Annotated in this window: 19 protein-coding genes and 1 pseudogene; 11 read left to right on the top strand and 9 right to left on the bottom strand. The window is 69.1% G+C overall.

All coding sequences use genetic code 11. From position 1 onward, the window contains the following. Positions 1-94 precede the first annotated feature (94 nt). Positions 95-1570, top strand: a complete 1476-nt coding sequence (locus ACTOQ2_RS35135) for a family 43 glycosylhydrolase (RefSeq protein WP_440105138.1) — start codon at positions 95-97, stop codon at positions 1568-1570. A gap of 222 nt (positions 1571-1792) precedes the next feature. Here the strand turns inward: ACTOQ2_RS35135 and ACTOQ2_RS35130 are convergent, their stop codons facing one another. Then, positions 1793-3163 carry an RICIN domain-containing protein gene (locus tag ACTOQ2_RS35130; protein ID WP_440105137.1) on the bottom strand — a complete coding sequence of 457 codons (1371 nt, stop codon included), beginning with the start codon at positions 3161-3163 and terminating at the stop codon, positions 1793-1795. A gap of 329 nt (positions 3164-3492) precedes the next feature. Here ACTOQ2_RS35130 and ACTOQ2_RS35125 point away from each other — a divergent pair, with 329 nt between their 5' ends. The 3 genes from ACTOQ2_RS35125 (at position 3493) to ACTOQ2_RS35115 (ending at position 7650) form a co-directional block, all read left to right on the top strand. Then, positions 3493-3681 (top strand): hypothetical protein, encoded by a 189-nt coding sequence (locus tag ACTOQ2_RS35125; protein WP_440105136.1) that lies wholly within the window; start codon positions 3493-3495, stop codon positions 3679-3681. Positions 3682-4615: 934 nt separating this feature from the next. Beyond that, complete coding sequence (locus ACTOQ2_RS35120) at positions 4616-6529, top strand: hypothetical protein (protein WP_440105135.1); 1914 nt, start codon at positions 4616-4618, stop codon at positions 6527-6529. Further along, positions 6526-7650 (top strand): substrate-binding domain-containing protein, encoded by a 1125-nt coding sequence (locus ACTOQ2_RS35115; RefSeq protein ID WP_440105134.1) that lies wholly within the window; start codon positions 6526-6528, stop codon positions 7648-7650. Before ACTOQ2_RS35120 ends, ACTOQ2_RS35115 begins: the two co-directional genes overlap by 4 nt. A gap of 11 nt (positions 7651-7661) precedes the next feature. Here ACTOQ2_RS35115 and ACTOQ2_RS35110 read toward each other — a convergent pair whose 3' ends face one another. Next, on the bottom strand, positions 7662-9560 hold the full coding sequence (locus ACTOQ2_RS35110; RefSeq protein ID WP_440105133.1) for a DUF2264 domain-containing protein: 1899 nt from the start codon (positions 9558-9560) through the stop codon (positions 7662-7664). A gap of 228 nt (positions 9561-9788) precedes the next feature. Here ACTOQ2_RS35110 and ACTOQ2_RS35105 point away from each other — a divergent pair, with 228 nt between their 5' ends. The 6 genes from ACTOQ2_RS35105 to ACTOQ2_RS35080 all read left to right on the top strand — a co-directional run bounded on the left by ACTOQ2_RS35105 (position 9789) and on the right by ACTOQ2_RS35080 (position 16642). After that, positions 9789-10802 carry a hydroxyacid dehydrogenase gene (locus ACTOQ2_RS35105; RefSeq protein ID WP_440105132.1) on the top strand — a complete coding sequence of 338 codons (1014 nt, stop codon included), beginning with the start codon at positions 9789-9791 and terminating at the stop codon, positions 10800-10802. A 92-nt stretch (positions 10803-10894) separates the two neighbouring features. Next, positions 10895-12133, top strand: a complete 1239-nt coding sequence (locus ACTOQ2_RS35100) for an ABC transporter substrate-binding protein (protein WP_440105131.1) — start codon at positions 10895-10897, stop codon at positions 12131-12133. Positions 12134-12201: 68 nt separating this feature from the next. Then, a complete protein-coding gene (locus tag ACTOQ2_RS35095; RefSeq protein WP_440105130.1) occupies positions 12202-13137 on the top strand; it encodes a carbohydrate ABC transporter permease in 936 nt (311 codons plus the stop codon). Continuing rightward, the gene (locus tag ACTOQ2_RS35090) at positions 13134-14033 is read left to right on the top strand and encodes a carbohydrate ABC transporter permease (RefSeq protein WP_440105129.1); all 900 of its coding nucleotides are present in this window, start codon (positions 13134-13136) and stop codon (positions 14031-14033) included. Before ACTOQ2_RS35095 ends, ACTOQ2_RS35090 begins: the two co-directional genes overlap by 4 nt. A 5-nt stretch (positions 14034-14038) precedes the next feature. Further along, entirely contained in the window at positions 14039-14707 is a 669-nt protein-coding gene (locus tag ACTOQ2_RS35085) for a hypothetical protein (RefSeq protein ID WP_440105128.1), read from the top strand. Positions 14708-15190: 483 nt separating this feature from the next. Continuing rightward, positions 15191-16642 (top strand): family 43 glycosylhydrolase, encoded by a 1452-nt coding sequence (locus ACTOQ2_RS35080; protein WP_440105127.1) that lies wholly within the window; start codon positions 15191-15193, stop codon positions 16640-16642. Between the two features lie 294 nt (positions 16643-16936). Here the strand turns inward: ACTOQ2_RS35080 and ACTOQ2_RS35075 are convergent, their stop codons facing one another. The 4 genes from ACTOQ2_RS35075 to ACTOQ2_RS35060 form a co-directional block, all read right to left on the bottom strand. Further along, complete coding sequence (locus ACTOQ2_RS35075; RefSeq protein WP_440105126.1) at positions 16937-17509, bottom strand: hypothetical protein; 573 nt, start codon at positions 17507-17509, stop codon at positions 16937-16939. Positions 17510-17530: 21 nt separating this feature from the next. Then, entirely contained in the window at positions 17531-18448 is a 918-nt protein-coding gene (locus tag ACTOQ2_RS35070) for a carbohydrate ABC transporter permease (protein WP_440105125.1), read from the bottom strand. Further along, positions 18445-19392 (bottom strand): carbohydrate ABC transporter permease, encoded by a 948-nt coding sequence (locus ACTOQ2_RS35065; RefSeq protein ID WP_440105124.1) that lies wholly within the window; start codon positions 19390-19392, stop codon positions 18445-18447. Before ACTOQ2_RS35065 ends, ACTOQ2_RS35070 begins: the two co-directional genes overlap by 4 nt. 98 nt (positions 19393-19490) lie before the next feature. Continuing rightward, positions 19491-20762, bottom strand: a complete 1272-nt coding sequence (locus tag ACTOQ2_RS35060) for an ABC transporter substrate-binding protein (RefSeq protein WP_440105123.1) — start codon at positions 20760-20762, stop codon at positions 19491-19493. A gap of 948 nt (positions 20763-21710) precedes the next feature. Here ACTOQ2_RS35060 and ACTOQ2_RS35055 point away from each other — a divergent pair. Further along, positions 21711-21962: pseudogene (locus tag ACTOQ2_RS35055) on the top strand (GNAT family N-acetyltransferase); the annotation flags it as partial. Positions 21963-22040: 78 nt separating this feature from the next. On the opposite strand, the gene ACTOQ2_RS35050 reads toward ACTOQ2_RS35055, so the two are convergent. The 3 genes from ACTOQ2_RS35050 to ACTOQ2_RS35040 all read right to left on the bottom strand — a co-directional run bounded on the left by ACTOQ2_RS35050 (position 22041) and on the right by ACTOQ2_RS35040 (position 23599). Further along, the gene (locus ACTOQ2_RS35050) at positions 22041-22472 is read right to left on the bottom strand and encodes a VOC family protein (RefSeq protein ID WP_440105122.1); all 432 of its coding nucleotides are present in this window, start codon (positions 22470-22472) and stop codon (positions 22041-22043) included. Between the two features lie 156 nt (positions 22473-22628). Then, positions 22629-23288, bottom strand: a complete 660-nt coding sequence (locus ACTOQ2_RS35045; protein WP_440105121.1) for a DNA alkylation repair protein — start codon at positions 23286-23288, stop codon at positions 22629-22631. 137 nt (positions 23289-23425) lie between these two features. Then, positions 23426-23599, bottom strand: coding sequence for a hypothetical protein (locus tag ACTOQ2_RS35040; protein WP_440105120.1), 174 nt, complete (start codon positions 23597-23599; stop codon positions 23426-23428). Between the last annotated feature and the right edge of the window lie 348 nt (positions 23600-23947).

Raw genomic sequence — 23947 nt, 5'->3', positions numbered from 1 at the left:
ACAGAACCGCAATCGCCTCCGCTGTCGAATGTTAGCGCCAACAAGTGCTGTGACCTGTTCCCTCTGCTGATCGTCCAGACAAGAGGACTCCCCCATGAACAGACTCCCAAGCCCTCCCGTCCGACACCTCCGCCGCGGCGCCCGCGCCGCCTTCGCGGCAGCCGTCGTGGCACTGCTCGCGTTGTGCCAGTCGATCGTGGCCGCGCCCCCGGCCGCCGCGGCCGTCATCGACACCGGCGCCTCCTACGTCCTGGTCAACCGGCACAGCGGCAAGGCGATCGACGTCCCCGACCTCCCCACCGGCGACGGCGCCCCCATCGCCCAGCGGACCCGCGACGACGGCGTCCGGCAGCGGTGGCAGTTCGTCGACTCCGGAGGCGGCTACTACCGGCTGCGCTCACGCCACAGCGGCAAGGTACTCGACATCGCCTCCCGCTCCACCGCCGACGGCGCCAACGTCGCGCAGTGGACCGACAACAACGGCACCAACCAGCAGTTCCGCGTCCTCGACAGCGACGCGGGGCACATTCGCCTGATCAACCGCAACAGCGGCAAGGCCCTGGAGATCTGGGAATGGTCCACCGCCGACGGCGCCCGCCTGTCGCAGTACGCCGACACCGGCGGCGCCAACCAGCAATGGAACCTGGTCAAACTCAGCGGCTCCGGTGACCCCACCACCCCGCCGCCGGCCTACCCGGGCCCCGGGTACGTGACCGGCGACATCGGCGTGCACGACCCGGAGGTGACCAAGACCCCCGGCGGCGCCTACCTGCTGGCCCACACCGGTGACAACATCTCGCTCAAGACCTCCACCGACCGCACCACCTGGCGCAACGCCGGGTCGGCCTTCCCCGGGGGCGTCTCGTGGGCGCACTCCTACACCGGTGGAAGCAACCACGTGTGGGCGCCCGACATCACCTATGTGAACGGGCGGTACCACATGTACTACTCGGCCTCCAGCTTCGGCTCCAACCACTCGGCGATCTTCCTGGCCACGTCCGCTACCGGCGCCTCGGGATCGTGGACCCACCAGGGCCTGGTCGTCGAATCCCGCACCGGCGACACCTTCAACGCCATCGACCCCAGCCTGACCATCGACGCCCAGGGCCGCTGGTGGCTGACCTTCGGCTCGTTCTGGTCGGGCATCAAGCAGATCCAGCTCGATCCGGCCACCGGCAGGCGCACCGGCAGCACCCTCACCAGCGTCGCCGGCCGGGGCGGCGGCGCCATCGAGGCGCCCACCCTCGTCCGCCGCGGCGCCTACTACTACCTGTTCGTCTCCTTCGACTACTGCTGCCGGGGCGCCTCCAGCACCTACCGGATCATGGTAGGCCGCTCCACCTCGGTCAACGGCCCCTTCACCGACCGCAACGGGGTGGCGATGAACTCCGGCGGCGGCACCGAGATCCTGGCCGGCCGCGGCAGCGTCCACGGCCCCGGCCACCAGACCTACCTGGACGACACCGACGGGTCGATCCTCTTCTACCACTACTACGCCGACAACGGCGCCCCCCTGCTCGGCATCAACAAGCTCGGCTGGGACTCGGCCGGCTGGCCCTTCGCCTACTGACCGGCGCGCGGGACCGGAACCGGGGCACGGCCTGCTTCGTCCGCGACGGGAAACACGTCCTGAGTGGCGCACCACCGCACCCCGAACGAGAAGATCGCGCGAACGCGCCACCGACCCGGCACCACGGCGATCCCGCTCCCCCGGCACCGGGCACACGGCACGTGATCGGCACCGGGGGGCGTGAGGGCTTACCGCGGATCCGCGGTCACGTCGAGACGACCGTCAGACGGCCGTGCGCGACCACTGCTGGTTGGTGCCGGTGTTGCACGTGTACTGCTTGAGGATCACGCCGTTCGCGGTCGACGCGGCCGGTACGTCCACGCATTTGCCGCTGTGTCGTGCCCGGAGCTGGAAGTAGCCGCCGTTGGCGACCATCTGGAACTGCTGGTTGGCGCCGGTGCCACAGGTGTACTGGACGAGCTCGGCACCGTCGGCGGTCGAAGCGCTCACCACATCGAGACACTTTCCGCTGTGGCGGCTGATGATGCGCCAGTAGCCGCTGCCGGCGTCCTGGAACTTCCACTGCTGCCACGCGTTGCCGCCGTAGGTGTACTGGCCGACGCGCGCGCCGTTGGCGGTGCTCGCTTGCTGGATGTCCATGGCCTTGCCGCTGTGGCGTGCGTCGATCCGGTAGAACGTTTCCGGCGAGGGCGACGGTGAGGGCGAAGGGGTGGGTTCGCTGACGGTGTCGCCCCAGCCATATCGGATCCGGTTGGAGCCGTGGCCGTTGCGGGTGGTCAGGTTGAGGGTGGTGCCGCTGCCCCCCAGGGAGAACATCGAGTACCAGTCGTAGCCGATGGTGCCCGTCTTGCCGCCGATGGCGGGCCAGTAGGTGCCGCCCATCTGGTTGTCACGCATGACCTGGGTCATGGCGCGGATGTAGCGCACGAAGTTGTCGGTGCTGTTCGGGTCGCTGTAGTTGAGGCCGGTGGACATCGGCGCGCCGTACTCGGTCGCGACCGCGCGGGAGGCGCAGTTGCCCAGACGTGTCTGGATGTGGCTTCGGAAGGCGTCGTAGGTCATGGCGCCGTAGAAGAAGGCGTAGTAGTGGAAGGACAGCAGCGTCGAGTTGAAGCGGCTGTCGTTGCAGATGTCGCGCAGGTCCTGGCTGAAGCCGGTGCCGCCGATGAGCACCCGGCCGGGCACCGCCGAAGTGTGATAGCTGAGCCAGTTCGCCGCGACGTTGCGCCAGTCCGCCGACGAGTAGCCGTGCGGCTCGTTCATCGGCTCGAAGTAGACGTTGCTGTTCGAGCCGTACGTGTTGGTCACGCTGGACCACATCGTGTTCCATGCGGCGAGGTTCGTGATCCTGCCGCCGGAGGCGGCGCCGTCCTCCCAGTAGGCCAGGATGACCTTGAATCCGCGCTCGGTGGCGGCGTCGATGGCGCCGCGGTAGGCGTTCCACCAGGTCGTGTTGGCCACGGTGTGAGTGTTGATGGGCAGCCGGACGGTGTTGACCCCCATGAGGTATTCCATGCTGTCGTAGAGCGAGTTGGCCTTGGCCCGAACCGTCGCGTTGCTGTCGGACTGGCTCAGGCCCTGCACGACCAGCGTGCCGGTGCTGAAGTTGTCACCCAGCACCGCCCAGTTCATGCCTCGGAATTGCCTGGTGTCGGCATTGGCCGGCGGCGCGGAGACGACGAGGCTTGTCACTGTGGCGAGCGCGGTCGCCACAAGGGCGATCAGTAACCGGCGCGACGGCCGAGTGCTCCGCGATGGTCCTGATGAGTACCCATCGGACGCCATGATCGGTGCCATGAAATGTCCAATCACTAGATCTGAATTCCTGGGTCAAGCTCTCGGCAGGAGTGACGACCGGGTTGTTCTGGTTCAAGGGCATCCGGTGGAGACCGTCGGAGCTCACCGCCAGGTGGAGGGCGTGGTTGTCACCGGACTGGTTCGGCGACTCTTCGAGGTGGCCCATGACATGGGCCGGATACATGGCCACCGAGGCTGTCGGCGCCGCGGCGACGTGGACGACGCCGCTCAGCACGGCCGTCGGATACGTGCCGGTGGCGGCGATCTTTGACGTGGGGACACCGCGGGCGTCCTTTCCGGGAATCGGTGAGGAGACGGCGAGGGGCGACATCACCGCCGCGCACTCACGGTGAGGCCTCAGGGGCGATGGGGCACGTCAACGGGCGCACGAAAAAGTGTTAACGCTAACATTTATGCGTAAACCTCGTCCCTGTGAGCCTGGCAATGGGGCGACGGTTCCCGATGAAGGGCCGACGGTCGGGCCGCATTCATGTTTCTGTTGCATTTCCGCAAAGTGTTGGGGTTCACAAGCGGGATGTCAACATCTCGCTACGAGAAATTCATCTCCGCACAGCCGGCATCCCGTGGCGGCGGCGACGGCGTGGAGCGCCGGCCTCCGGTCACAGACGGTCATATCGCCTGTTCAACTCTTTTCGGCGCCCGGCGTCCGGTGGCCCGGATCGTCGTGCCGGCCTTCGGGTCACAGGCCGGAAGGTCCGGTGCGGTCGATGACAGCGGGTATTGACCGCACTCATGTCAACGCACACACTGGTGCGATGTCGACGTAGCCCGCCGCCCTGTCGCGGTTACGGGCCGCGCTTCGCGCATTGAAACCTGCATTGTTATCGCGTTCCAATAGTCATGTCCGATTACGTTGACGCCCACGTAATCGCGGCAATGGTGCCGCCCGCGCCTCTGTGCCGACGAGTCGCGTGGCGTCGCCTTCCCCGTCGCCCAGCCCGCCCGATCGTGCCCGATCGTGCCCGGTCTCCGAGGGTCGCCATCGCCGAAGGTGGCCGTGCCCCGGCATCTCACCTCGTCACCCGGATCGGGGGCGTCACGCGGATCCGGCCACCGCCCCCCGTCATTCCCCGCCTGCGGACCCCCGCGACGGACCCACGAGTGGCCCGTCCGCTCACCTGCGGCATCGGTCCACGGTTCCGACCGCGGTAGCCCCCTGAGGTGATCGCATGAACGTCGGATTTGATCGCTTTACCAGTGAATTTTACGAAGAGATCAACTTCGATCAGGTTCGATCGGTACTATGAGGGGGTCCTAAGGAGGAGCATGACCAGTACGGCGATCGGCCCCGCCGTTCAGCTCGCGAAGAGCGTCGCTTCAGGCCCGCTGCTCGGCAAGTGGGGGACGCTCGCCTCTCCGGGCGCGCTGATCGGCATCCTGGCGCACCCCGACCGTGCTCTGTCCCCCTCCTCTCCGCGCGGCGAGTCGCCGCCGCGGGCGCTGGAGCGCGTGCGGGAGCGGGCGGAGGCCGAGCGCGGGTCACCGTGGGCGCAGCCGCTCGCCACGCAGTACGCCAGGTACTTTCAGGACGGCGACCGCACGGTCTACGAGGGCGGCGTGTTCGCGCGCCAGGAGCGGCTCACCCGAGCCGTGCTCATGGCCGCGGCGATCGGGTCGGACGAGTGGCTGGCCGAGGCCGCCGACGGGATCGTTCTGCTGTGCGAACAGAGCTCGTGGTGCTGGCCCGCCCATGAGGAGTCCTGCCGATCGCGGGGCACGGTGTTGCCCGACCCGGCCGCCCCCTGCCTCGATCTCGGCGCCGGTGACGTGGCCGCCCAGCTCGCCTGGGCGGACCACATGCTCGGTGAGCGGCTGGACGAGCGATTCCCCGGGCTGCGGGATCGCCTCCGTGCCGAAGTGCGGTGGCGGGTTCTGGAGCCGTTCACCCGGCGGCGCGACTGGCACTGGCTGGGCCTGGACGGCCGCGTGCACAACTGGTGCCCGTGGATCTGCGGTAACGTGCTCGTCGCCGCGCTGCGTCTGGCCGAACCGGGAGCGGAGCGGGCTCTGCAGGTCGCGCTGGCGATCGAGGGCCTCGACCGCTACCTGGCGGCACTGCCCGGCGACGGATCGGTGGACGAGGGCTACGAGTACTGGTGGAACGGTGCCTGCCGTGCCCTGGAAGCGCTTGACGTGCTGGAGTACGCCACGTCCGGGGAACTGAGCGCGGTCGACGTGCCGGTGGTGCGCGAGACGGTGCGGTTCCCTTACCGGATGCATCTGGGCGGGACGTGGTATGTGAACTTCGCCGACGCCCGCGCGCTGCCGCCCGCCGGGCAGCCCTGGCACGTGCTGCACCGCTGGGCGCGGCGGATCGGCGATCCCGACGGGGTGCGGCACGCCGCCGCCCACCGCACCGGGACCGTCGCCCCCGAGGCCGAGCTGGGACGGGCACTGAGCGAGCTGGCCGACACCACCTGGCTGGAGGCCGGCCCGGCCGAACCGCCGCTGGTGGCCTCGGCATGGCTGCCCGGCACGCAGGTGGGCGTCGCCCGCCCCGCCCGCGGTACCGAGCGGGGTCTCACCCTCGCCGTCAAGGGCGGCCACAACGACGAGAACCACAACCACAACGACGTCGGCTCGGTGATCGTCGCCGTCGACGGGACACCCGCCGTGGTCGACGCGGGGCGGCCCACGTACACGGCGCGGACGTTCGGGCCCGACCGGTACGCGATCTGGACGATGCGGAGTGGCTGGCACAGCGTGCCCGAGGTGCGCGGCACCCCGCAGGGGCAGGGCGCGTCCTTCGCGGCCGGGGACGTCACGGTGGCCGACGGACCGGACGCCTTCCAGGTGAGGCTCGACCTCGCGGGCGCCTACCCCGTGGACGGGCTTGAGCGGTGGTGGCGCACGGCCAGGCTGGACCGGGTGGCCGGTGGCGTGACGATCGAGGACTCCTGGGCCTTCACCGACGCGGGCCCGCCCAGCGAGGTGCGGTTCCTGCTGTCCGGCCGGGTGCGGCAGGAGGCGCCGGGGCAGGTGACGATACGGCCGCCCGGCGGGAGCCGGTCCGCGGTCCTCTCCTGGGATCCGGAGCACGCGGCCGGGTCGCTGGCCGAACGCGAGCTGGACGATCCCCTGCTCGTCGCGGTGTGGGGCGACCGGCTGACCCGGCTGCGGCTGGAACTGCCCGGCACCGCGAGCGGATCGCTCCTGGTACACGTAGAGGTGCGGCCATGACCGTGTCCGACTCGCCGACCCCGATGCCTGACGAGCGCCGTACCCAGATGGTCGAGTTGCTGCGGCGGCGTGGCCCCGTCCGGGCTACGGATCTGGCCGACGAGCTGGACGTCTCGGTCATCACCATCCGCCGTGACATCGCGTTCCTCGCCTCGCAGGGGCTGATCCGGCGGGTACGGGGCGGGGCCATGCCGCACGGCGACACGCCCGCCGAACAATCCGGTAAGGAGGCCTCGCCTCAACCGGTCGCCGAGGAGAGCGCCGGCGACCGGCAGCGGCTCACCATCGGGATGGTCGTGCCATCGCTCGACTACTACTGGCCGGAGGTGATCCGTGGCGTCCGCGAGGCCGCCGCGGCGGCCGGGGTCAGAGTCGTGCTGCGCGGCGCCACCTACCAGGCCGCCGACGAGCGGCGGCAGTTGTCAGGGCTGATGGAGCTCGTCGGCGTGAACGGGCTTCTGGTCGCGCCGACCACCACCGGTGACGACGGCGAGGAACTGGTGCGCTGGTTGCGGCAGGCACCGGTGCCGGTCGTGCTCATCGAACGGGCCGTCGCCACCGGACCGTACAGGGAGGCCATGGAGTCCGTTGTCAGCGATCACGCGCTGGGAGCGGCCATGGCCGTACGCCACCTGGCGGCGCTCGGGCACCGGCGGATCGGGGTGATCACGACCTTGCACAGTCCGACCACACCGCACGTACGGCACGGATGGCGGCAGGCGTGCCAAGAGCTCGGTCTCGAGCTCGACGGCACCCCGGACATCACCACCGTCGACCAGCGCGACCCTGAATGGATCAAGGTCATGGACCAGGCCCTCGGCTCATGCCTCGACACGGGCACCACCGCGCTGCTGGTTCACTCCGACCCGGAGGCGATCAACCTCGTGGAACGGTGTCAGGAGAGGGGCATCCGGGTGCCCGCGGACCTGGCGGTGGTCACCTACGACGACGAGATGGCGGAGCTGTGCGATCCGCCGCTGACGGCGGTCCGCCCGCCCAGGAGAGCGATCGGGCGCGCGGCTTTCTCCCTGCTGCTGGCCCGCCTGACGGATCAGGATCCACATCGGCCGACGCATCGCGTGGTCATCGAGCCTCGGTTGATCGTGCGCTCCTCCTCCTGAGGAAAGGCTGTTCAGGACAGAAGGGACATGGGGTCCAGTATGTCTTTGACACCGTCCGCCCAGGTGAGCCGGGCGGAAGCGTTCGCCCAGCTCACCTCCGGAGGTGCCGACGGCATGTCGGAACCGAGGTGAACGCGGGCCTCGTACCATCTGCCGGGCTCGGCGGTCGCGCTGGTGCCGCACCAGGGGACGAGCGTCCGGGCCGACAGGGGGGTGGCGTTCTCGGCGAGCGTCACGTCCGACAGGTCGAGACCGGGGCCGGGGAGGATGCGGGAGATCACGTGTGACGACGGGGTGGCGCCGGGGACGGGCCAGCCGCCCAGGCGAAGCGGGGCCGCGCACGTGGGCGAGACGAGGACCAGACGAACCTCCCAGGGGCCCCGCAACGCCGACAGGACCGTGATCCAGGGTCCCAGGACGGCGGCACCCGATCGGCCGTAGCCGTGGTCGGCGGTATCGGGGTCCGGGTCCACCCAGTGGGCCCGCCAGCGGGAGGCGCCGACGGCGGTCCCCGTCGGCAGGCGGTCCACGAGGAGGGTGTCGAAGCCGGTGCGGTGGCTGGGCCGGCCGTCCGGGTCCAGAAGCGTGACCGACTGGTCGAGAGGGGCTCCGGCGTGCGGGCCGGCCAGGATGGGCGAGGTGGCGCTGGAGTATCCGAGGCGGGCGTACAGCGGCGAGTCCGTACGGTGGTCGCCGGGGGTGGCGTGGTCGGTGCCGTGGTTGACGACGCGCACGACGCCGTCCGCGCGGGTGCCGGAGACCAGCCAGCCCGGTGACCGGATCACGAGCTGGAAGTCCTCCCGCTCGACCGGCAGCGGTTCCTCGACCGAGGTCCACACGGGGTGATCGGCGGGCAGCGCCAGCCCGTACAGGCCTTTGGCGGCCCAGTAGGGGGAGCCGGTGCCGGAGTACGACTGGGCGATCGGCCGCCAGGGGCCGTGCCAGCCGAGTGTCAGGACTCCGTCGTCGTCGGGGCTGCCGTGCTCGGCGAAGTGGCGGGCGATGCCGGAGGCGGCGCGGCGCAGGAGACCCGGCGCGGGGGTCGCGACACCGGCCCGCGCTCCCGCCCAGAACTGGGCGGCGGCCGCGAACCGGTAGGTGAGGCTGCGGCCCTGTACGAGCGGAGAGCCGTCCGCGCCCACCAGGTGCACGGCGTCGTGGAGGTAGCGCGTGAACCGGGACAGGTAGGCGGTACGACGGGTGTCGGCGGCCGGGTCGCCGGCCGCCATCTCGGTCCACAGCAACGGGTAGAAATGGAGGGCCCAGCCGACGTAGTGGTCGTAGCCGCGCCGCTCGCCGTCGGAGTACCAGCCCTCCTCCCGTACGAACCCGTCGGTGAGCGCGAGCCCGGCCTCGACGTCCCGACGTGAGGACGGGCCACCCACCGAGGCGAGGAACTGCTCGACCACGAGCTGGAACCAGATCCAGTTGATCGGCGGATACGCGGCGCCGACCGCCGGGGCCAGGTAGCCGATCACCCGCTCGCGCACCCCGTCGTCGAGGCGGTCCCACAGCCACGGGCGGGTGAGGTGCAGCACCAGTGCGATGGAGGCGGCCTCGACCTTGGCCTGGTCATGCTCCTCCAGCCGCACCCATCGCTCGGGAGAGCCCGGATCGGTGCCGGCCGCCAGGCCGCGTGCGTACCACTCCAGGTAACCGTGCGGGTCACGGCCCCCCTCCCCCGCCACCCGGAAGCCCGCGGCCAGGAATGTCCGGGCGAACCCTTCCAGCGCGTCGACGTCCGGCCCGTACCCACCAGGCTCGCCGGGAAAGGAGATCCGCGCGTGCGAGGGGGAGGCGTGTCGCCGTGCGGACAGCAGCAGACGGTCGGCCAGAGCGGCCCAGTGATCTCTGGTCCAGCCGGTGTAGGGCGAGAGCCGCCGGTCGTCCAATTCCCGCAGCCAGCGCATCGGGCCTCCTGTCGCGACTCCGAACGAAACCCCGTGATGCTGGCACCGCCTCGACGACCACGTCAAGCGGCAATGAATCAAAAGCGTTCATACTGATCATCGTTGACGGTCTTCAGGATTCCCGGATGATCGTATTGATCATATTAGCGTTAACAATCTATTGACCTGATTGAAACGATCGGTCATGATCGGCGGCACTGGCAAGCGCTGGCTGGCGAAGGGACCGGTGTGAGAGACCGACGATCACAGGCTCTGCTGGTGATGGATCCCGTGCACGTCGACGTGCAGTTCCAGGAGCCACAGCTGCGGCGGTTGCACGGTCTCGTCGAGCTCACCGACCCCGTGGCGACGGCGGACCTCGACGATCCGCTCGTGCGCCGCCGGCTGCGCGAGGTCGAGGTGCTCGTGACCTCGTGGGGCTGTCCTCCGCTCACCAAGGAGCGGCTGGACTGCGCGCCGGAGCTTCGGGCGATCTTCCACTGCGCGGGGACGGTGCGCCCGTTCGTCACCGACGAGGTCTGGCGGCGCGGGCTGCTGGTGACCAGCGCGGCGGACGAGAACGCCGTCTCGGTCGCCGAGTTCACCCTCGCCGCGATCATTTTCGCGGGCAAGAAGGCTCCGTTCCTGGCCCAGGACGCGCGCAGGCATCGCGACGACTGGTCCTACCTGGAACGGCGGGGGGAGCTGTCCAACCGCGGGCGCACGATCGGCGTCGTCGGCTTCTCACGGGTGGGCCGCCGGGTCGTCGAAAGGCTGCGCAGCCTGGACGTGGACATCCTGGTGTACGACCCGTACGCCGGCGCCGCCAAGGTCCGTGAGGCAGGCGGCCGGCTGGTCGGTCTGACCGACCTGCTGCCACGCTGCGACGTGCTCACCCTGCACGTCCCGGAGCTTCCCTCCACCCGTCACCTCATCGGGGCGCCGGAGCTCGCCCTGCTGAAAGACGGCACGACCGTCATCAACACGGCGCGCGGCACCGTCCTGGACACCGCCGCCCTGGAGACCGAGTGCGCGAGGGGACGCCTGGACGCGATTCTCGACGTGACCGACCCGGAGCCGTTGCCCGCGAACTCGCTCCTGTACGACCTTCCCAATGTCATGATCACCCCCCACATCGCCGGATCCCTGGGATCGGAGACCCGGCGAATGAGCGAGAGCGCCCTCGACGAACTCGAACGCTACCTGTCCGGCCGGCCGCCGCGTGCGGTGGTGACGGCCGACGAGTTCGCCGTGAGCGCCTGAGCCCGGCCTCAGGGAAAGGAAACAGACCGATGTTCAACCCCGTTCCGCCCCCCAGGAATCGAACGCGGCGCCACGTCGTGAAAGTCGCGGGGGTGTCCGCCATCGCGCTCGCGCTCGCCGCGTGCGGCGGCTCCGGCGAGCCGGCCGAGGGCGGCGGACCCACCACCCTCACCGTCACCGTGTGGAACCTCGCCAAGACCCCCGAGTTCACCGCGCTGTTCCAGGCGTTCGAGAAGGCGAATCCTGGCGTCAAGGTGAAGCCGGTCGACATCCTCGCGGACGACTATCAGGACAAGGTCACCACCATGCTCGCCGGTGGTGACAAGTCGGACGTGATCACGATAAAGAACGTGACGGACTACGCGCGCTACTCCAGCCGCGGGCAGCTCATCGACGTCACCGATCTCGCCACGTCGGCCGACGCCGCCAAGCTGGCGGGTCTGCAGGCCTACAACACCGGGAACACCTACTACGCGCTCCCCTACCGCCAGGACTTCTGGCTGCTGTACTACAACAAGACCCTGCTCGACAAGGCGGGCATCAAGCTCACCGACGCCATGACGTGGGACGACTACGCCAGGTACGCCCAGCAGCTCACCGGGGACAAGGACGGCAAGAAGGTCTACGGCACCTACCACCACACCTGGCGTTCGGTGGTCCAGGCGATCTCCGCGGCGCAGACGGGCGGCGACCAGCTCGGCGGTGACTACGCCTTCTTCACCGACCAGTACACGATGGCCCTGGACCTGCAGAAGAAGGGGGCGGTCATGGACTTCGGCACCGCGAGCGCCCAGCAGGCCGACTACCGGAACATGTTCGGAACCGGCGCGGCGGCGATGATGCCCATGGGCACCTGGTACATCTCGGGCATCCTGGAGGCCAAGAAGAAGGGCGAGAGCACGGTCGACTGGGCGCTCGCCCCGATGCCGCAGCGGGCGGGCGGCTCCGGCGAGGTCGTCACCTTCGGCTCCCCGACGGGGTTCGCGGTGAACAAGCGGAGCGAGTCCGCCGACCTCGCCAAGAAGTTCGTCCAGTTCGCCGCCGGTAAGGCGGGCGCGGAGGCGATCGCCCAGGTGGGCGTGGTGCCGGCGCTGCAGGATCCGGCGATCACGGAAGCCTACTTCAAGCTTGAGGGCATGCCGTCGGACGAGCTGTCGAAGAAGGCGTTCGAGCCCGGCAAGGTCGTGCTGGAGATGCCGGTGAGCGACAAGAGCTCCGATGTCGACACCATCCTCAACGAGGAGCATCAGTTGATCATGGTCGGTGAGAAGCCGGCCGCCGACGGCATCCGCTCGATGAACGAGCGCGTCAAGAACGAGGTCCTCAACTAGGGCGGCCGCGGCGGGCTCCGGTCCGCCGCCCGTCCACCTGGTCTGCGAAGGAGTCACGAAGGACGACCATGACCCATGTCATGCCGCAGCCCGCGCCGACCGAGCCGGGCGAACCTCGGGTGCCCCACGGCGGCCGGGCCTGGCGCAACACCCTGATCGGGTGGAGCTTCATCCTGCCGAACTTCCTGGGCTTCGCCCTGTTCACGCTCGTCCCGGTGATCGCGGCGTTCGTGCTGGCGTTCATGGACTGGGACTCCTACGGAACGCCCGAGTGGGTGGGGCTGAGCAACTTCGAACGATTGTGGGGGGACGAGAACTTCCACGTCGCCCTTCGCAACACGTTCTACTACGCGCTCGGCCACATCCCGCTGACCCTGATCGCCGCCCTCGCCCTGGCGCTGGCGCTGAACCGGCGGCTGCGCGGGGTGAACTTCTTCCGCAGCGCGGCGTTCTTCCCGTACATCACCTCCCTGGTCGCGGTGGCCGTGGTCTGGAACATGCTGTTCAATCCGACGGCGGGACCGATCAACCTGCTGCTGGAGGCGATCGGCGTCCAGGACCCCCCGCGCTGGATGTCGAGCACCGGCTGGGCGATGCCCGGGGTGATCATCACCAGTGTGTGGCGCGACATGGGCTACTACATGGTGCTCTACCTGGCCGGCCTGCAGACCATTCCCAAGGAGTACTACGAGGCGGCCAAAGTGGACGGGGCCAACGCCTGGCAGCGGTTCTGGGGCATCACGTTGCCCTCGCTGCGGCCCACCACCTTCTTCGTGCTGGTCATGCTGACCATCCAGAGCTTCAAGGTGCTCGACCTGATCATGGTCATGACCGGAGGCGGCCCCGGTCGCAGCACCCTGGTGCTGGCCCAGCTCGTCTACCGGGAAGGCATCGTCGAGGGCCAGTTCGGCTACTCGTCGGCGATCGCGCTCGTGCTGTTCCTCATCGTGTTCACCGTGACCATCGTCCAGTTCCGGATCAACGAACGGAGATACGCGTCATGACCACATTGCGCGATGCTCCTTCGGCCACGGTGCCGCCGCCGCGACACGCCGGGCCCACCGGATCGCCGGGCTCCCGGTACCCCGCCGCCCGCAGGACGCTGGCCTACCTCGGGCTCGTCACGGTGACGTTGCTGACGCTGGTGCCGTTCGGAATGATGCTGTCGGCCTCACTCAAGCGCAACAGCGAGGTCCTGGCGGTCCCGATCGAGTGGATTCCGGACGAGCTGCGCTGGTCGAACTTCGTGGAGATCTGGGAACGCGTCCCGATGGCGACCTACCTGGGCAACTCGCTTTTCCTGTCGGTCACCATCACGTTCCTGCAGGTGCTGACCGGCAGCTTCGCCGCCTACGGGTTCTCCAAGGTCCGCTTTCCCGGACGCGACGCGCTGTTCCTGGGCTACCTCGCCACCATCGCGGTGCCGTGGCAGGCCTACATGGTGCCGCAGTACATCATGATGCAGCGACTGGAGCTGGCGGACACGTACTGGTCGCTCATCCTGATACAGGCGTTCGGCGCGTTCGGCGTGTTCCTCATGCGCCAGTACTACATGTCGATCCCGGACGAGCTGTGCGAGGCGGCCAGGATCGACGGGCTCAGCGAGTACGGCATCTACCGGCGGATCATGCTCCCGCTGTCGAAGCCGGCGCTCGCCAGCCTGGCGCTGCTGACGTTCGTCACCACGTGGAACGACTACATGGGGCCCTTCATCTACCTGACGAGCAACGAGCTGTGGACGGTGCAGCTCGGCCTGCGCTCCTTCGTCGGCCTGTACGAGGCCGAACACGCGATGATCATGACGGGTGCGGTGCTGTCCGTGCTGCCGATCCTGGTCCTCTTCCTGTTCGGGCAGCGCTACTTCATCCAGGGCGTCGCGACGAGCGGGCTGAAGGGGTGAGCCCGATGCGCGGCCTGCTGCGCCCTGCCCGGCAGGAGACGTACGAGAAGGTCTTCGGCATGGTTTACGTCGGATTGACGACGAACCTGCTGCTGGCGATATCGTGCGCACCCCTGCTGGTGGCGCTGGCCCTGGTACGGGATCCGTCGGCGTCGTGGCCGTTCTTCGCGGCGCTCTCGGCGGTGTGCGCGCCGGCGCTGGCGGGCGCGTTCCGGTGCTTCGCCCTGCTCGACGAGGGGTCGACGGCGGTGTTCGCGGCCTTCTGGGACGGTTACCGGCGGGCGGCGGTGCGGGCGCTGGTCACCTGGCTGACGGGCGCCGCGGTGGTGAGCGTGCTCGTGGTGGACGTCATGGTGGTCGGCCGCACCTCGTGGGGTCCGGCGCTGCTGCCGTTCTTCGTCACGGCGGGCGCGCTTGTCGTGGCCACGACGATGACGGTGCTGGTCGTGGTGGCCGAATCAGCGCGTCCGGTCCGCGGCCTGGTCCTGCCGTGCCTGTACCTGGTGGCGCGTCGCTGGTATCTGACACTGCCGACACTGATGGTGCTGGCGCTCACGGTCGCCATGGTGCTGCTCAGACCGGTCTTCGGCGTGCTGCTGGGAACGGCGCCCCTGCTCTATGCGGCCTGGGCCACGAGCCGGTTCGTGGCCCTGCCGCTCCTGCCGAGACCTTGACCGGCCTTCGCTCCCGATCCACGACACCGGTACGGCGAGGACGGCCGGCACCTCGGCGAAGCGCTGCGGCTTCGCGCGGCGCGCGCGAACCGCGATCTTCCGGAAAGGGGGACGAGTACGACACGATGATCAGCCGCACGCCTCGCCAGGCCCGTCTCACCGTCGCGAACGCATTCTGATTGTCGCGGTGTCGCCGGACCCGAATCGCGCGCCGTCCATTGACCGGGGGCCCCTCGCCGGGCTAATAATGCGCCTACGCCCGAATCACCATTACCGCGCGGTCACCGTGAGATGTTAGCGCTAACATCATGGAGGTATCGGAATGCGCACATATCAAAGGACTTCGGCCGCGTTGTTCGCCGTTGTCATGGCCCTCGTCATGGCACCGGTGGCGGGCCCACCTGAAGGCGTCCACTTCGGTCTCCGCCTCCGACGCCTCCTTCGCCGTGACCTCTCCCCCGGCCTGACAGAAGGATGACCCTGATGCCCCCACCGCACGCGCGCCGCGCCCTGGTGACCGCCCTGGCCACGCTGCTCGCCGTGATCGCCGGCCTGCTCTCACCGATCGCGGCCCACGCCTCACCGCCCGCCCAGTACACCAACCCCCTGGCCGCCCAGCGCGCCGACCCGCACATCTTCCGCCACACCGACGGCTACTACTACCTCACCGCGACCGTCCCCGAGTACGACCGCATCGTGCTGCGCCGCGCCACCACCATCCAGGGCCTGGCGAGCGCCCCCGAGACGGTCATCTGGCGCAAGCACACCAGCGGCGAGATGGGCGCCCACATCTGGGCGCCGGAGATCCACTTCATCAACGGCAAGTGGTACGTCTACTTCGCCGCCGGCCGGGCCGACGACGTCTGGCGGATCCGCATGTACGCGCTCGAAAGCTCCGCGGCCAATCCCCTGACCGGCGCCTGGACCGAACGCGGCCGGATCACCACCCCCTGGGACACCTTCGCCCTGGACGCCACCACCTTCACCGCGAACGGCGTGCGCTACCTGCTCTGGGCCCAGCAGGAGCCGGGCATCGCCACCAACTCCAACCTGTACATCGCCCGCATGGGCGCCAACCCCTGGACGATCACCGGTGCCACCACCCGTCTGACCGTACCCACCCTGGCGTGGGAGACCCGCGGGTTCAAGGTCGCCGAGGGCCCGGCCGTGCTGCAGCGCAACGGGCGGCTCTTCCTCACCTACTCCGCCAGCGCCACCGACGCCAACTACTGCCTGGGCATGCTGACCGCCTCCGCCTCGGCCGACCCGCTGCAGGCCTCCTCCTGGACCAAGAGCGCCAACCCCGTCTTCGCCAGCAACGCCTCGACCGGCCAGTACGGCCCCGGCCACAACTCCTTCACCGTCTCCGAGGACGGGCAGAGCGACATCCTCGTCTACCACGACCGCAACTACCGCGACATCAACGGCGACCCGCTCAACGACCCCAACCGCCGCACCCGCGTCCAGAAGATCTACTGGAGGGCGGACGGCACCCCCGACTTCGGCATCCCCGTCCCCGACGGCGCGACCCCCGTGCGGCTAATGTCCCACGACACGCCGGGCTCGGCGATACGCCACTGGGAGTACCGGGCCCGCCTGGAGGCGAACGTCTCCCCGCTGGCCGATTCCCAGTTCAGGATCGTCACCGGCCTGTCCGGCTCGGGCACCGTGTCGCTGGAGTCCACCAACTTCCCCGGCTACTACCTGCGGCACCGCAACCACGAGGCCTGGGTGGAGCGGAACGACGGCACGAGCCTGTTCAGGGCCGACGCCAGCTTCACCCGCCGCACCGGGCTCGCCGGTTCGGGCACGGTGTCGCTGGAATCGGTCAACTTCCCCGGCTACTACCTGCGCCACCGCGCCGGCCAGGCGTGGGTCGAGCAGAACGACGGCACCACCGCCTTCCGGGGAAACGCCAGCTTCGTCCTCGAGTGAGGCCCGGACGGGAAACACGAACATGAGAAAGAGGGGTGACAGCGGCGCACCCCTCTTTCGGCTCTCTTCCGGGGGCGCCGTCCGGCCGGTGTCAGGGGCTCAGCAGTTTGCACGTTTCACCCCGCGAAGTGGGACTGCCCCTTTTTGGGAACAGATCAGCTTTTTGGGAACAGATCAGCGCATCAGGGGTGTCGACCTCGACATGGTTTCCCGTTGGTCGAGGGGAAGAAGCGCCCAGGCGCGCCGAACCGCACCGCCGTGCGTGCCGGCAGCCGAGTACGTGATCGACCGTGGTCAGGCGTGCCGGGGGCGGACCCGCGCGTCGACGGCGACGGCGGCGAGGGCCAGCTGGCCCGCGGCCAGCGGGGTGACGACGGGAAAGGTCGAACAGATGACCACGGCGACGGCCACCGCCATGATCAGAAGCACGGTGCCGTAGACGTCGGCGCCCGTGGCGGAGCGATAGATCCGGGGCCAGGTCGCTCCGGGGCGCCAGGCCGCGGCCGAACGCAGGGCGAGCGCGCCGATCACCGCGGCCGACAGCGGCAGCAGTACGGCGAGCGTCTCGTGTCCGGGCAGCCCGGCCGTGACGGCCACCCAGTCGGCCAGCAGCACCGTGCCCACCCCGATGGGTACGGCGAAGCCGAGCGGCCCGGTGCGGGTCACGGCCACGAGGCGACGGGCGTAGGGTCGCAGGCCGACCGAGACGTCCCCCCTGTCGCGCAGCAGCGCGCACCCGGCGGTCATCGCGATGAACGCGGTGACCAGGGGCAGCGAGGCCAGAAAGATCAGCACGCCCAGCAGGAGCGACTCCGACAGCAAGGTGAGACGCGAGGTGTTCATGGGGTGGCGTCGCACGGGGTTCATCCCTTGCCCCTCATCTGCCCCTCATCCCTTCAGCCCGGAGGTGGCCATGCCCTGGACCAGGAAGCGCTGGAAGGCGGCGAAGAAGAGCAGGACCGGCAGGAGCGAGATCACCGAGAGGGCGAACATCGGGCCGAAGGAGGCGGCGCTCTCCTGCAGGTCCACGAAGAGCCGCAGGGCGAGCGGCAGGGTGAGGTTGTCGGGTGAGGACAGGTAGATCAGCTGGGTGAAGAAGTCGTTCCAGGTCCAGATGAACGTGAAGATCGCCGTGGTGATCATGGCGGGTTTGATGAGCGGCAGGGTGACGTGGGCGAAGATCCGGATCGGTCCGCATCCGTCGATCCGGGCCGCCTCGTCCAGTTCCCGGGGGAGCTGACGGATGAACTGGACCATCAGGAAGACGAAGAACGCGTCGGTGGCCAGGAACTTGGGCAGTATCAGCGGCCAGAAGGAGTCGACCATGCCGAGCTGCTGGAAGATCGTGTACTGCGGGATCAGCACCACGTGCTGAGGCAGCATGATCGTGGCCAGCATGAAGGCGAACAGGGGGGTGCGCAGCCGGAAGCGCAGCCTGGCGAACGCGTAGGCCGCCAGCGAGCAGGTGAGGACGTTGCCGATCACGGCTCCACCGGCCACGATCGTGGAGTTGAGCAGGAAGCGCCAGGCCGGGGTGCCGGACAGCTCGCCCAGTGCCGAGCCGTAGTTGTCCAAGGTGAAGGACGTGGCCCAGAGCCCGACGCTGGAGGCGATCTCGCCGCCGGGCTTGAAGGAGCTGGCGACCAGCCAGGCGACCGGGTAGAGCATCACGGCGAGCGCGGACAGCACGAGCACGTGCCACAGCAGCCGGCGGGCCGCCGCCCGGCCGGCGGCCGGCGCGGGCCGGGCCGGCGGTGGGGGCGAGGGCGACGGCCGGGGTGCCGGGCAGGTCGTCGTGTGGGTCATCGGTCCTCGCCTCCGTAGTGCACCCAGGACCGCGCGGACCTGAAGATGAGCGCGGTCACCAGGGCGATGCCCAGCAGCAGCACCCACGCCATGGCCGAGGCGTATCCCATCTTGAAGTCGACGAAGCCCTTCTGCCACAGGTAGAGGGTGTAGAAGAGGGTCGAGTCGCCCGGGCCGCCGGTGCCGTTGCTGACCACGAAGGCCGCGTTGAACACCTGGAAGGCACGGATCGTGTCGAGTACCAGGTTGAAGAAGATCACCGGGGAGAGCATCGGCACGGTGACCGACCAGAAGCGTCGCCACCATCCGGCGCCGTCCACCGAGGCGGCGTCGTACAGCTCGCCGGGGATCTGCTTGAGCCCCGCCAGGAAGATCACCATCGGGGCGCCGAACTGCCAGATGCCCAGCAGCACCAGCACCAGCAGCGCCAGGTCGGGGTCGGTGACCCAGCCCCCGGTGCGGATGCCGAAGATCGACAGGACCTGGTCGGCGGCGCCGTCGGCGGAGAACATGGCCCGCCAGACCAGCGCCACCGCGACGCTGGCGCCCAGCAGGGAGGGGGCGTAGAACGCCGAGCGGTACAGGCCCTGCACGCGGCTGGCCCGGTTCAGCAGCATGGCCACGGCCAGGGCCGCCACCAGTTGCACCGGGACCGAGAAGACCACGAACTTCACCGTCGCCCAGACCGCGTTCATGAAGTGCGCGTCCTGGGTGAACAGCCGCGCGTAGTTGTCGAAGCCGACGAACGACGGCGTCGTGAACAGGTCGTAGTCGGTGAAGGACAGATACAGGGAGGCCAGCATGGGGCCGATCGTCAGCAGGACCGCTCCGATCACCCAGGGTGACAGGAACAGGTAGGCGATGCCCGCTCGCTCGCCGTACGCGCTTTCAGCCGGAGCCGGAGGGGCCTTCGGGCGCGTCCGTTCCAGCGTGGGGGTCCGCACGCTCACCGCCTCGCTTCCGGCTTGTGACGGTGTCGGGTTCGCTCCATCGATCACACTTCCTCGACCCGGTGGGACCCCGGACGGGGCCCCACCGTCGGTCATCCTGCGAGAACCTGCTGGGCCTCGGCGAAGTAGCGCTTGGCGGCGTCGGCCGGGGTGGCCTTGTCGTACATCACGTCCTGGTAGTACTTGTCGAACAGGGTGAACAGCGTGCCGGCGCCCTTGGGCGGGGCGGGCGGACCAACTTTGATCTTTTCGGAGATGAGCTGCTCGTAGTCGTAGACCTGCTTCCAGGCGCCGGTCAGGGCCGGCTCGACGGCGGTCCGGTTCTTCGTGTTGGCGGGCAGGCCGCGGGCCATTCCGAGGATCTTGGCGGCGTCGGGGTCGTTGATGAGGAAGTCGGTCAGCTTGAGCGCGGCCTCCTTCTGCTTGGTCCTGGCGAAGACGCTCAGCAGCATGGGCGGCTCGCCGTAGAGGCCGGGGGTGTCGCCCGACTGCGGTGGCGGCGCGAGCTCGTAGTCGTTGTCGTAGGCCTCCCAGGCGTTGGGGGCCACCGTGGAGTCAGGCAGGAACTCCGAGGCAGAAAGCTTGCGCGCCAGCGGCGAACCCGCCGGGTTGACCGCGGTGATCTCGCCGGGGGTGGAGGCGCCCGCCTTGCGGAACCTGGTAGCCATCTCCCACCAGGTGGCGACGTCCTGCTCGGTGTAGCCGATCTTGCCCTCGGGGGTGTAGAGGCCCTTACCCTGCTGCGAGAGCCAGATCTTGAACCAGGACTCGATGCCGCCGAAGTCGCTGGCGCCGTAGACCTTCTTACCGGTCTTGTCGCTGACCTTCTTGGCCGCCTCGAAGTAGTCGTCCCAGCTCCAGCCGAGCTCGGGCTCCTTGGCACCGGCCTCTTTCCACAGCACCGGGTTGTAGACCATCACGACGGCGGTCTGACCGAGCGGCAGGCCGTACAGCTTGTCGCCGAGCGTGCCCAGGCCCATGACCTCCTTCTTGAGGTCGGCGGTCTGGACCTCCTTGCCGACGTGCGGCTGCAGGTCGAGGACGGTGTTGCGCTGGGCGTACTCCTGCAGGTGGCGGTCGCTCATCTGCATGACGTCGGGGGCATTGCCGCCGGCGGTCTCGGTGGCCAGCTTCTGGAAGTAGGCGTCGTAGATGGCGGTGCTGGTGACGACCTTGATGGTGGGGTTCTTCTTCATGAAGAGCTGGACGGCCTCGTTGGTGATCTTGGCTCGCTGGTCACTGCCCCACCAGGCGAAGCGGATCGTGGTTTTGCCGTCCGCAGCCTGGCCGCCGTCACCGCATGCGGTGACGGCGGCCAGCAGGCCGGTCGCGAGCGTTGCGGCCAAGACCTTGCGGATGCGCATTTCGCCTCCAGTATGTAAGCGCTTTCCCTCGCGGCACGACGGTGAGAGGTCCTGATGGATCAGTTCTCGCAGATGATTCCGGCGTCGCCTGCGGCGACCGGGTGCCTGCCCATACCCGCGCAGGCCCCCCTGCCAGGTAGGCCAGGGAGTCGCGCCGCGGCCTGCCGGACACCTTGGCCGGCTCTTCGGCGAAGCTCCAGTGGTCCATGTCCCGGTGGGCGCCGACCATCAGGTTGGTGGTGGCCGGGGCGAGCTCGGTGGGCACTGCTCGGGATTCCAGTCCCCGCCGTAGACGATCACTGATCCTCCTTCACAGCGACTGCTCCGCCGTTGTCCACTCATGTCCATTGGTTTGTTACGTCTGCTTTATGGGGGATTAAAACGTTCTTCTGCATGCCGCACAAGACCCGGTTTTCGTGATGCCCGCCGCGAGAGATGCCCGCGGAAGGCTCACTGTCGTTGGCCGCGCTCCGGCGATGGGCGCCTGAAGTAGACGGCGTCCTCCGTGAGGGCGGTGGCGAGGGTGGTGGAGGGCGGGTCCTGTCCTTTTCGGAGGTTTTCCAATGCGGCCGCCCGGGACCGCGGGCCGGCCGTCTCATGCCGCGGGCCCGCACTGACGCCGACGCGGGCGCCACCGGACCGCCACCGGACCGCCGCCGGACCGCCGCCGGACCGCCGCCGGACCGCCGCCGGAAAGAAGAACGTTTCAACGAACGGCGGGTGGGTGCCTGGCCGCCCGTCCGCCCGGTTCGAGCCTGCGGACCGGGCGGAAGATCCCCCGGCAACGCCTCCTTCGTCCAGGAATGAAGGCCGAGCAAGGAAGCGGCATACCGGGTCGCCGGACGGATCGAAGGCGTCCACGCCCGAGACGCCCGCCCTCCGTCGACCGGCGGATGCGCCCACCTCGTACGTCCGCCTGCCGTGCCGGGCCTCGTACAAGCAGTCTCGGGCCCGTGCGCCGTCCTGCCCGGCCACCAAAGGCGGGGTGCCGGTTCGGCCGCCATCCGCGCCGCCCTGCGAGCCGCCCGCGACCAGGGCGAGAACCTCGTCCTGGTCCTCGACCACGCCGAGTACTACCCCCGGTTCGGCTTCACCCCGGCCTCGGGTCACGCCATCCGGCCCCCGTTCGACGTCTCCGACGAGCACATGATGGCGCTCGTCCTCGATCCCGCGCGTCCGGTCCCCGCCGGCGGCGTTCGGCGTCTAGCCTCCGGACGGCCCTCCCGCCGGCCGGTCACGGCATGGACGCCCGCGCCGGCTCCCCGGTTGTTCGCCGCGTCAGGAGGCGAAGACCTGGGAGTCGTCGGCGAACGCCTTGAACTCCAGGGCGTTGCCCGCCGGGTCGAGCAGGAACATCGTCCACTGCTCGCCGGTCTGCCCCTCGAAGCGGACATAGGGCTCGATGACGAATTCGGTACCCGCCGCGCGCAGCCGTTCGGCGAGCGCGCGGAACTCCGCAATCGTCAGGATCAGGCCGAAGTGCGGCACCGGGACGTCATGGCCGTCGACGGGGTTGTGCACCGGCCGGGCACGGCCGGGTGCCAGGTGCGTGACGAACTGGTGGCCGTGCAGGTTCCAGTCCACCCAGGTGTCCGCGCTGCGGCCCTGTTCCAGGCCCAGCACCTCGCCGTAGAAGTGGCGCGCGGCGGCCAGGTCGTCGACCGGCACGGCCAGATGGAACCTGGGGATCGGGGAGTCGAGAACGGTCATGGGCGTGGGCTGCCTTCCTGGACGCGGGCCCGGTGGACCACCAGGCCCGAAGCGGTTGTCCCAATGGTGACACCAGGACAACGGGGAGAGTCCGCCGGGCAACAGCGGAGGGTGGCTCCAGCGCCCGTCGTCGAGGCGACCTGTCTTCCTGTCGTGCTACCGGCGCACCATCTCGGCGATCCAGATGGGCGCGAACGGAGACGTGCAACCCGGGGAGGTCGGGTAGTCCTTGAGCACCTCCAGGCGCTCACCGATGTCGATGGCACGGGCACGGTGCTCGGCGTGCTCGATCCCGATCTGCGCCAGGCAGTGGTTCATCGCCCACTGCAGGCGATCCGGGGCGTCCTTCATCTCCGCCTCGATGACGTCGAGCAGCCCCGCGAGGTCGAGGACCTCGGGCTTCCTCGCCACGCGTTCGGTGGTCAGCGCCCAGCCGGCACTCGCGACCACCGGATCCGGATCGGCCGTCCAGGCCAGGCGCAGCTCTTCGGAGTGCGGGCTCTTCTTCACCACGTAGTTCACGAGCCAGTCGTGCACCTTGGGCGTGCGCGCCTCGCGCACCATGGCGTCCAGCTCGTCACGCCCGAACGCCTTCGGGCGGCAGATCAGGATCGCCAGCAGTCTCGCCGCGCTGTCGTCCGTCTCCCAGAGCCGGCACGCGAGCTCCTGCTGCGTCTTCAGCCGCTTCGCGAGCGCGCGCAGCTTGCCGAGATTCACACCGTGATCGTCGCCGTGTCTCTCGTTGACCTCGCGAATTCTCGGGTCCGCGAGCTCGGCCAGCTCGGCCATCACCTCGGCCACCATCGTCTCGGCCACCTCAGCCTTCCCTCCATCACGTGCGAGATCCAGCCTACGACGGAAGCCGGCCTCCCGCCGTACCCTCCGGTCCGGCGGCGGGCACCGACACGAGATCCCGCCTCTTCGCACACCCGCGGCGGTTCCCGGCACCCGCCTCAGCCGGTGATCGGGACGTGCTGAAGCGCACGGGCGAGCCGGGCGAGATCGACGCCTTCGAGGTGGTCGAGAAAGTGCCGGCGCACGCTGGCCAGGTTGCTCGGCCACGCCCGTTCCAGGCGGGCGAGGCCGGCCGCGGTGAGGACGGCGCTCCACCCGCGGGCGTCGTACATCACCGGCGCCAACTACCCGGTCGACGGCGGCGCGACCGCCTGGTAGCTCCACCGGGAGGTTGCGCGAACCGGACCGCCGGCTGAAGCGCTCGAACCCCGTGCCCGCTCCCCCGCGGAGGTGATCGGCGACCGGAAAATACCCGGCCGCCGAAACCCGGGAAAATCATCCCAAAGTTCCCTTCAAGCCCAGCAAGACCCCATCAAATTCACATGTACCGTTGATTCAGTACGTCTCATTCGCGCACCCGGTGCGTCCACAAACGACTCGCGCCACCTGCCATCCGGCGGCTCACCACGAATGCCCTTCGCCCCCCACGCATCCCACTGGAAATCGACCGAACCATGCGA

The sequence above is a fragment of the Streptosporangium sp. H16 genome, assembly GCF_051918855.1.
Classification (GTDB): Bacteria; Actinomycetota; Actinomycetes; order Streptosporangiales; family Streptosporangiaceae; genus Streptosporangium.
This window is presented reverse-complemented; position numbering and strand designations above follow the sequence as displayed.

Coding starts and splice junctions, on each gene's coding strand:
- ACTOQ2_RS35135 (WP_440105138.1), top strand. CDS start 95: ATGAACAGACTCCCAAGCCCTCCCGTCCGACACCTCCGCCGCGGCGCC.
- ACTOQ2_RS35130 (WP_440105137.1), bottom strand. CDS start 3,163: ATGAACTGGGCGGTGCTGGGTGACAACTTCAGCACCGGCACGCTGGTC.
- ACTOQ2_RS35125 (WP_440105136.1), top strand. CDS start 3,493: ATGACATGGGCCGGATACATGGCCACCGAGGCTGTCGGCGCCGCGGCG.
- ACTOQ2_RS35120 (WP_440105135.1), top strand. CDS start 4,616: ATGACCAGTACGGCGATCGGCCCCGCCGTTCAGCTCGCGAAGAGCGTC.
- ACTOQ2_RS35115 (WP_440105134.1), top strand. CDS start 6,526: ATGACCGTGTCCGACTCGCCGACCCCGATGCCTGACGAGCGCCGTACC.
- ACTOQ2_RS35110 (WP_440105133.1), bottom strand. CDS start 9,560: ATGCGCTGGCTGCGGGAATTGGACGACCGGCGGCTCTCGCCCTACACC.
- ACTOQ2_RS35095 (WP_440105130.1), top strand. CDS start 12,202: ATGACCCATGTCATGCCGCAGCCCGCGCCGACCGAGCCGGGCGAACCT.
- ACTOQ2_RS35090 (WP_440105129.1), top strand. CDS start 13,134: ATGACCACATTGCGCGATGCTCCTTCGGCCACGGTGCCGCCGCCGCGA.
- ACTOQ2_RS35085 (WP_440105128.1), top strand. CDS start 14,039: ATGCGCGGCCTGCTGCGCCCTGCCCGGCAGGAGACGTACGAGAAGGTC.
- ACTOQ2_RS35080 (WP_440105127.1), top strand. CDS start 15,191: ATGCCCCCACCGCACGCGCGCCGCGCCCTGGTGACCGCCCTGGCCACG.
- ACTOQ2_RS35075 (WP_440105126.1), bottom strand. CDS start 17,509: ATGAACCCCGTGCGACGCCACCCCATGAACACCTCGCGTCTCACCTTG.
- ACTOQ2_RS35070 (WP_440105125.1), bottom strand. CDS start 18,448: ATGACCCACACGACGACCTGCCCGGCACCCCGGCCGTCGCCCTCGCCC.
- ACTOQ2_RS35060 (WP_440105123.1), bottom strand. CDS start 20,762: ATGCGCATCCGCAAGGTCTTGGCCGCAACGCTCGCGACCGGCCTGCTG.
- ACTOQ2_RS35050 (WP_440105122.1), bottom strand. CDS start 22,472: ATGACCGTTCTCGACTCCCCGATCCCCAGGTTCCATCTGGCCGTGCCG.
- ACTOQ2_RS35040 (WP_440105120.1), bottom strand. CDS start 23,599: ATGTACGACGCCCGCGGGTGGAGCGCCGTCCTCACCGCGGCCGGCCTC.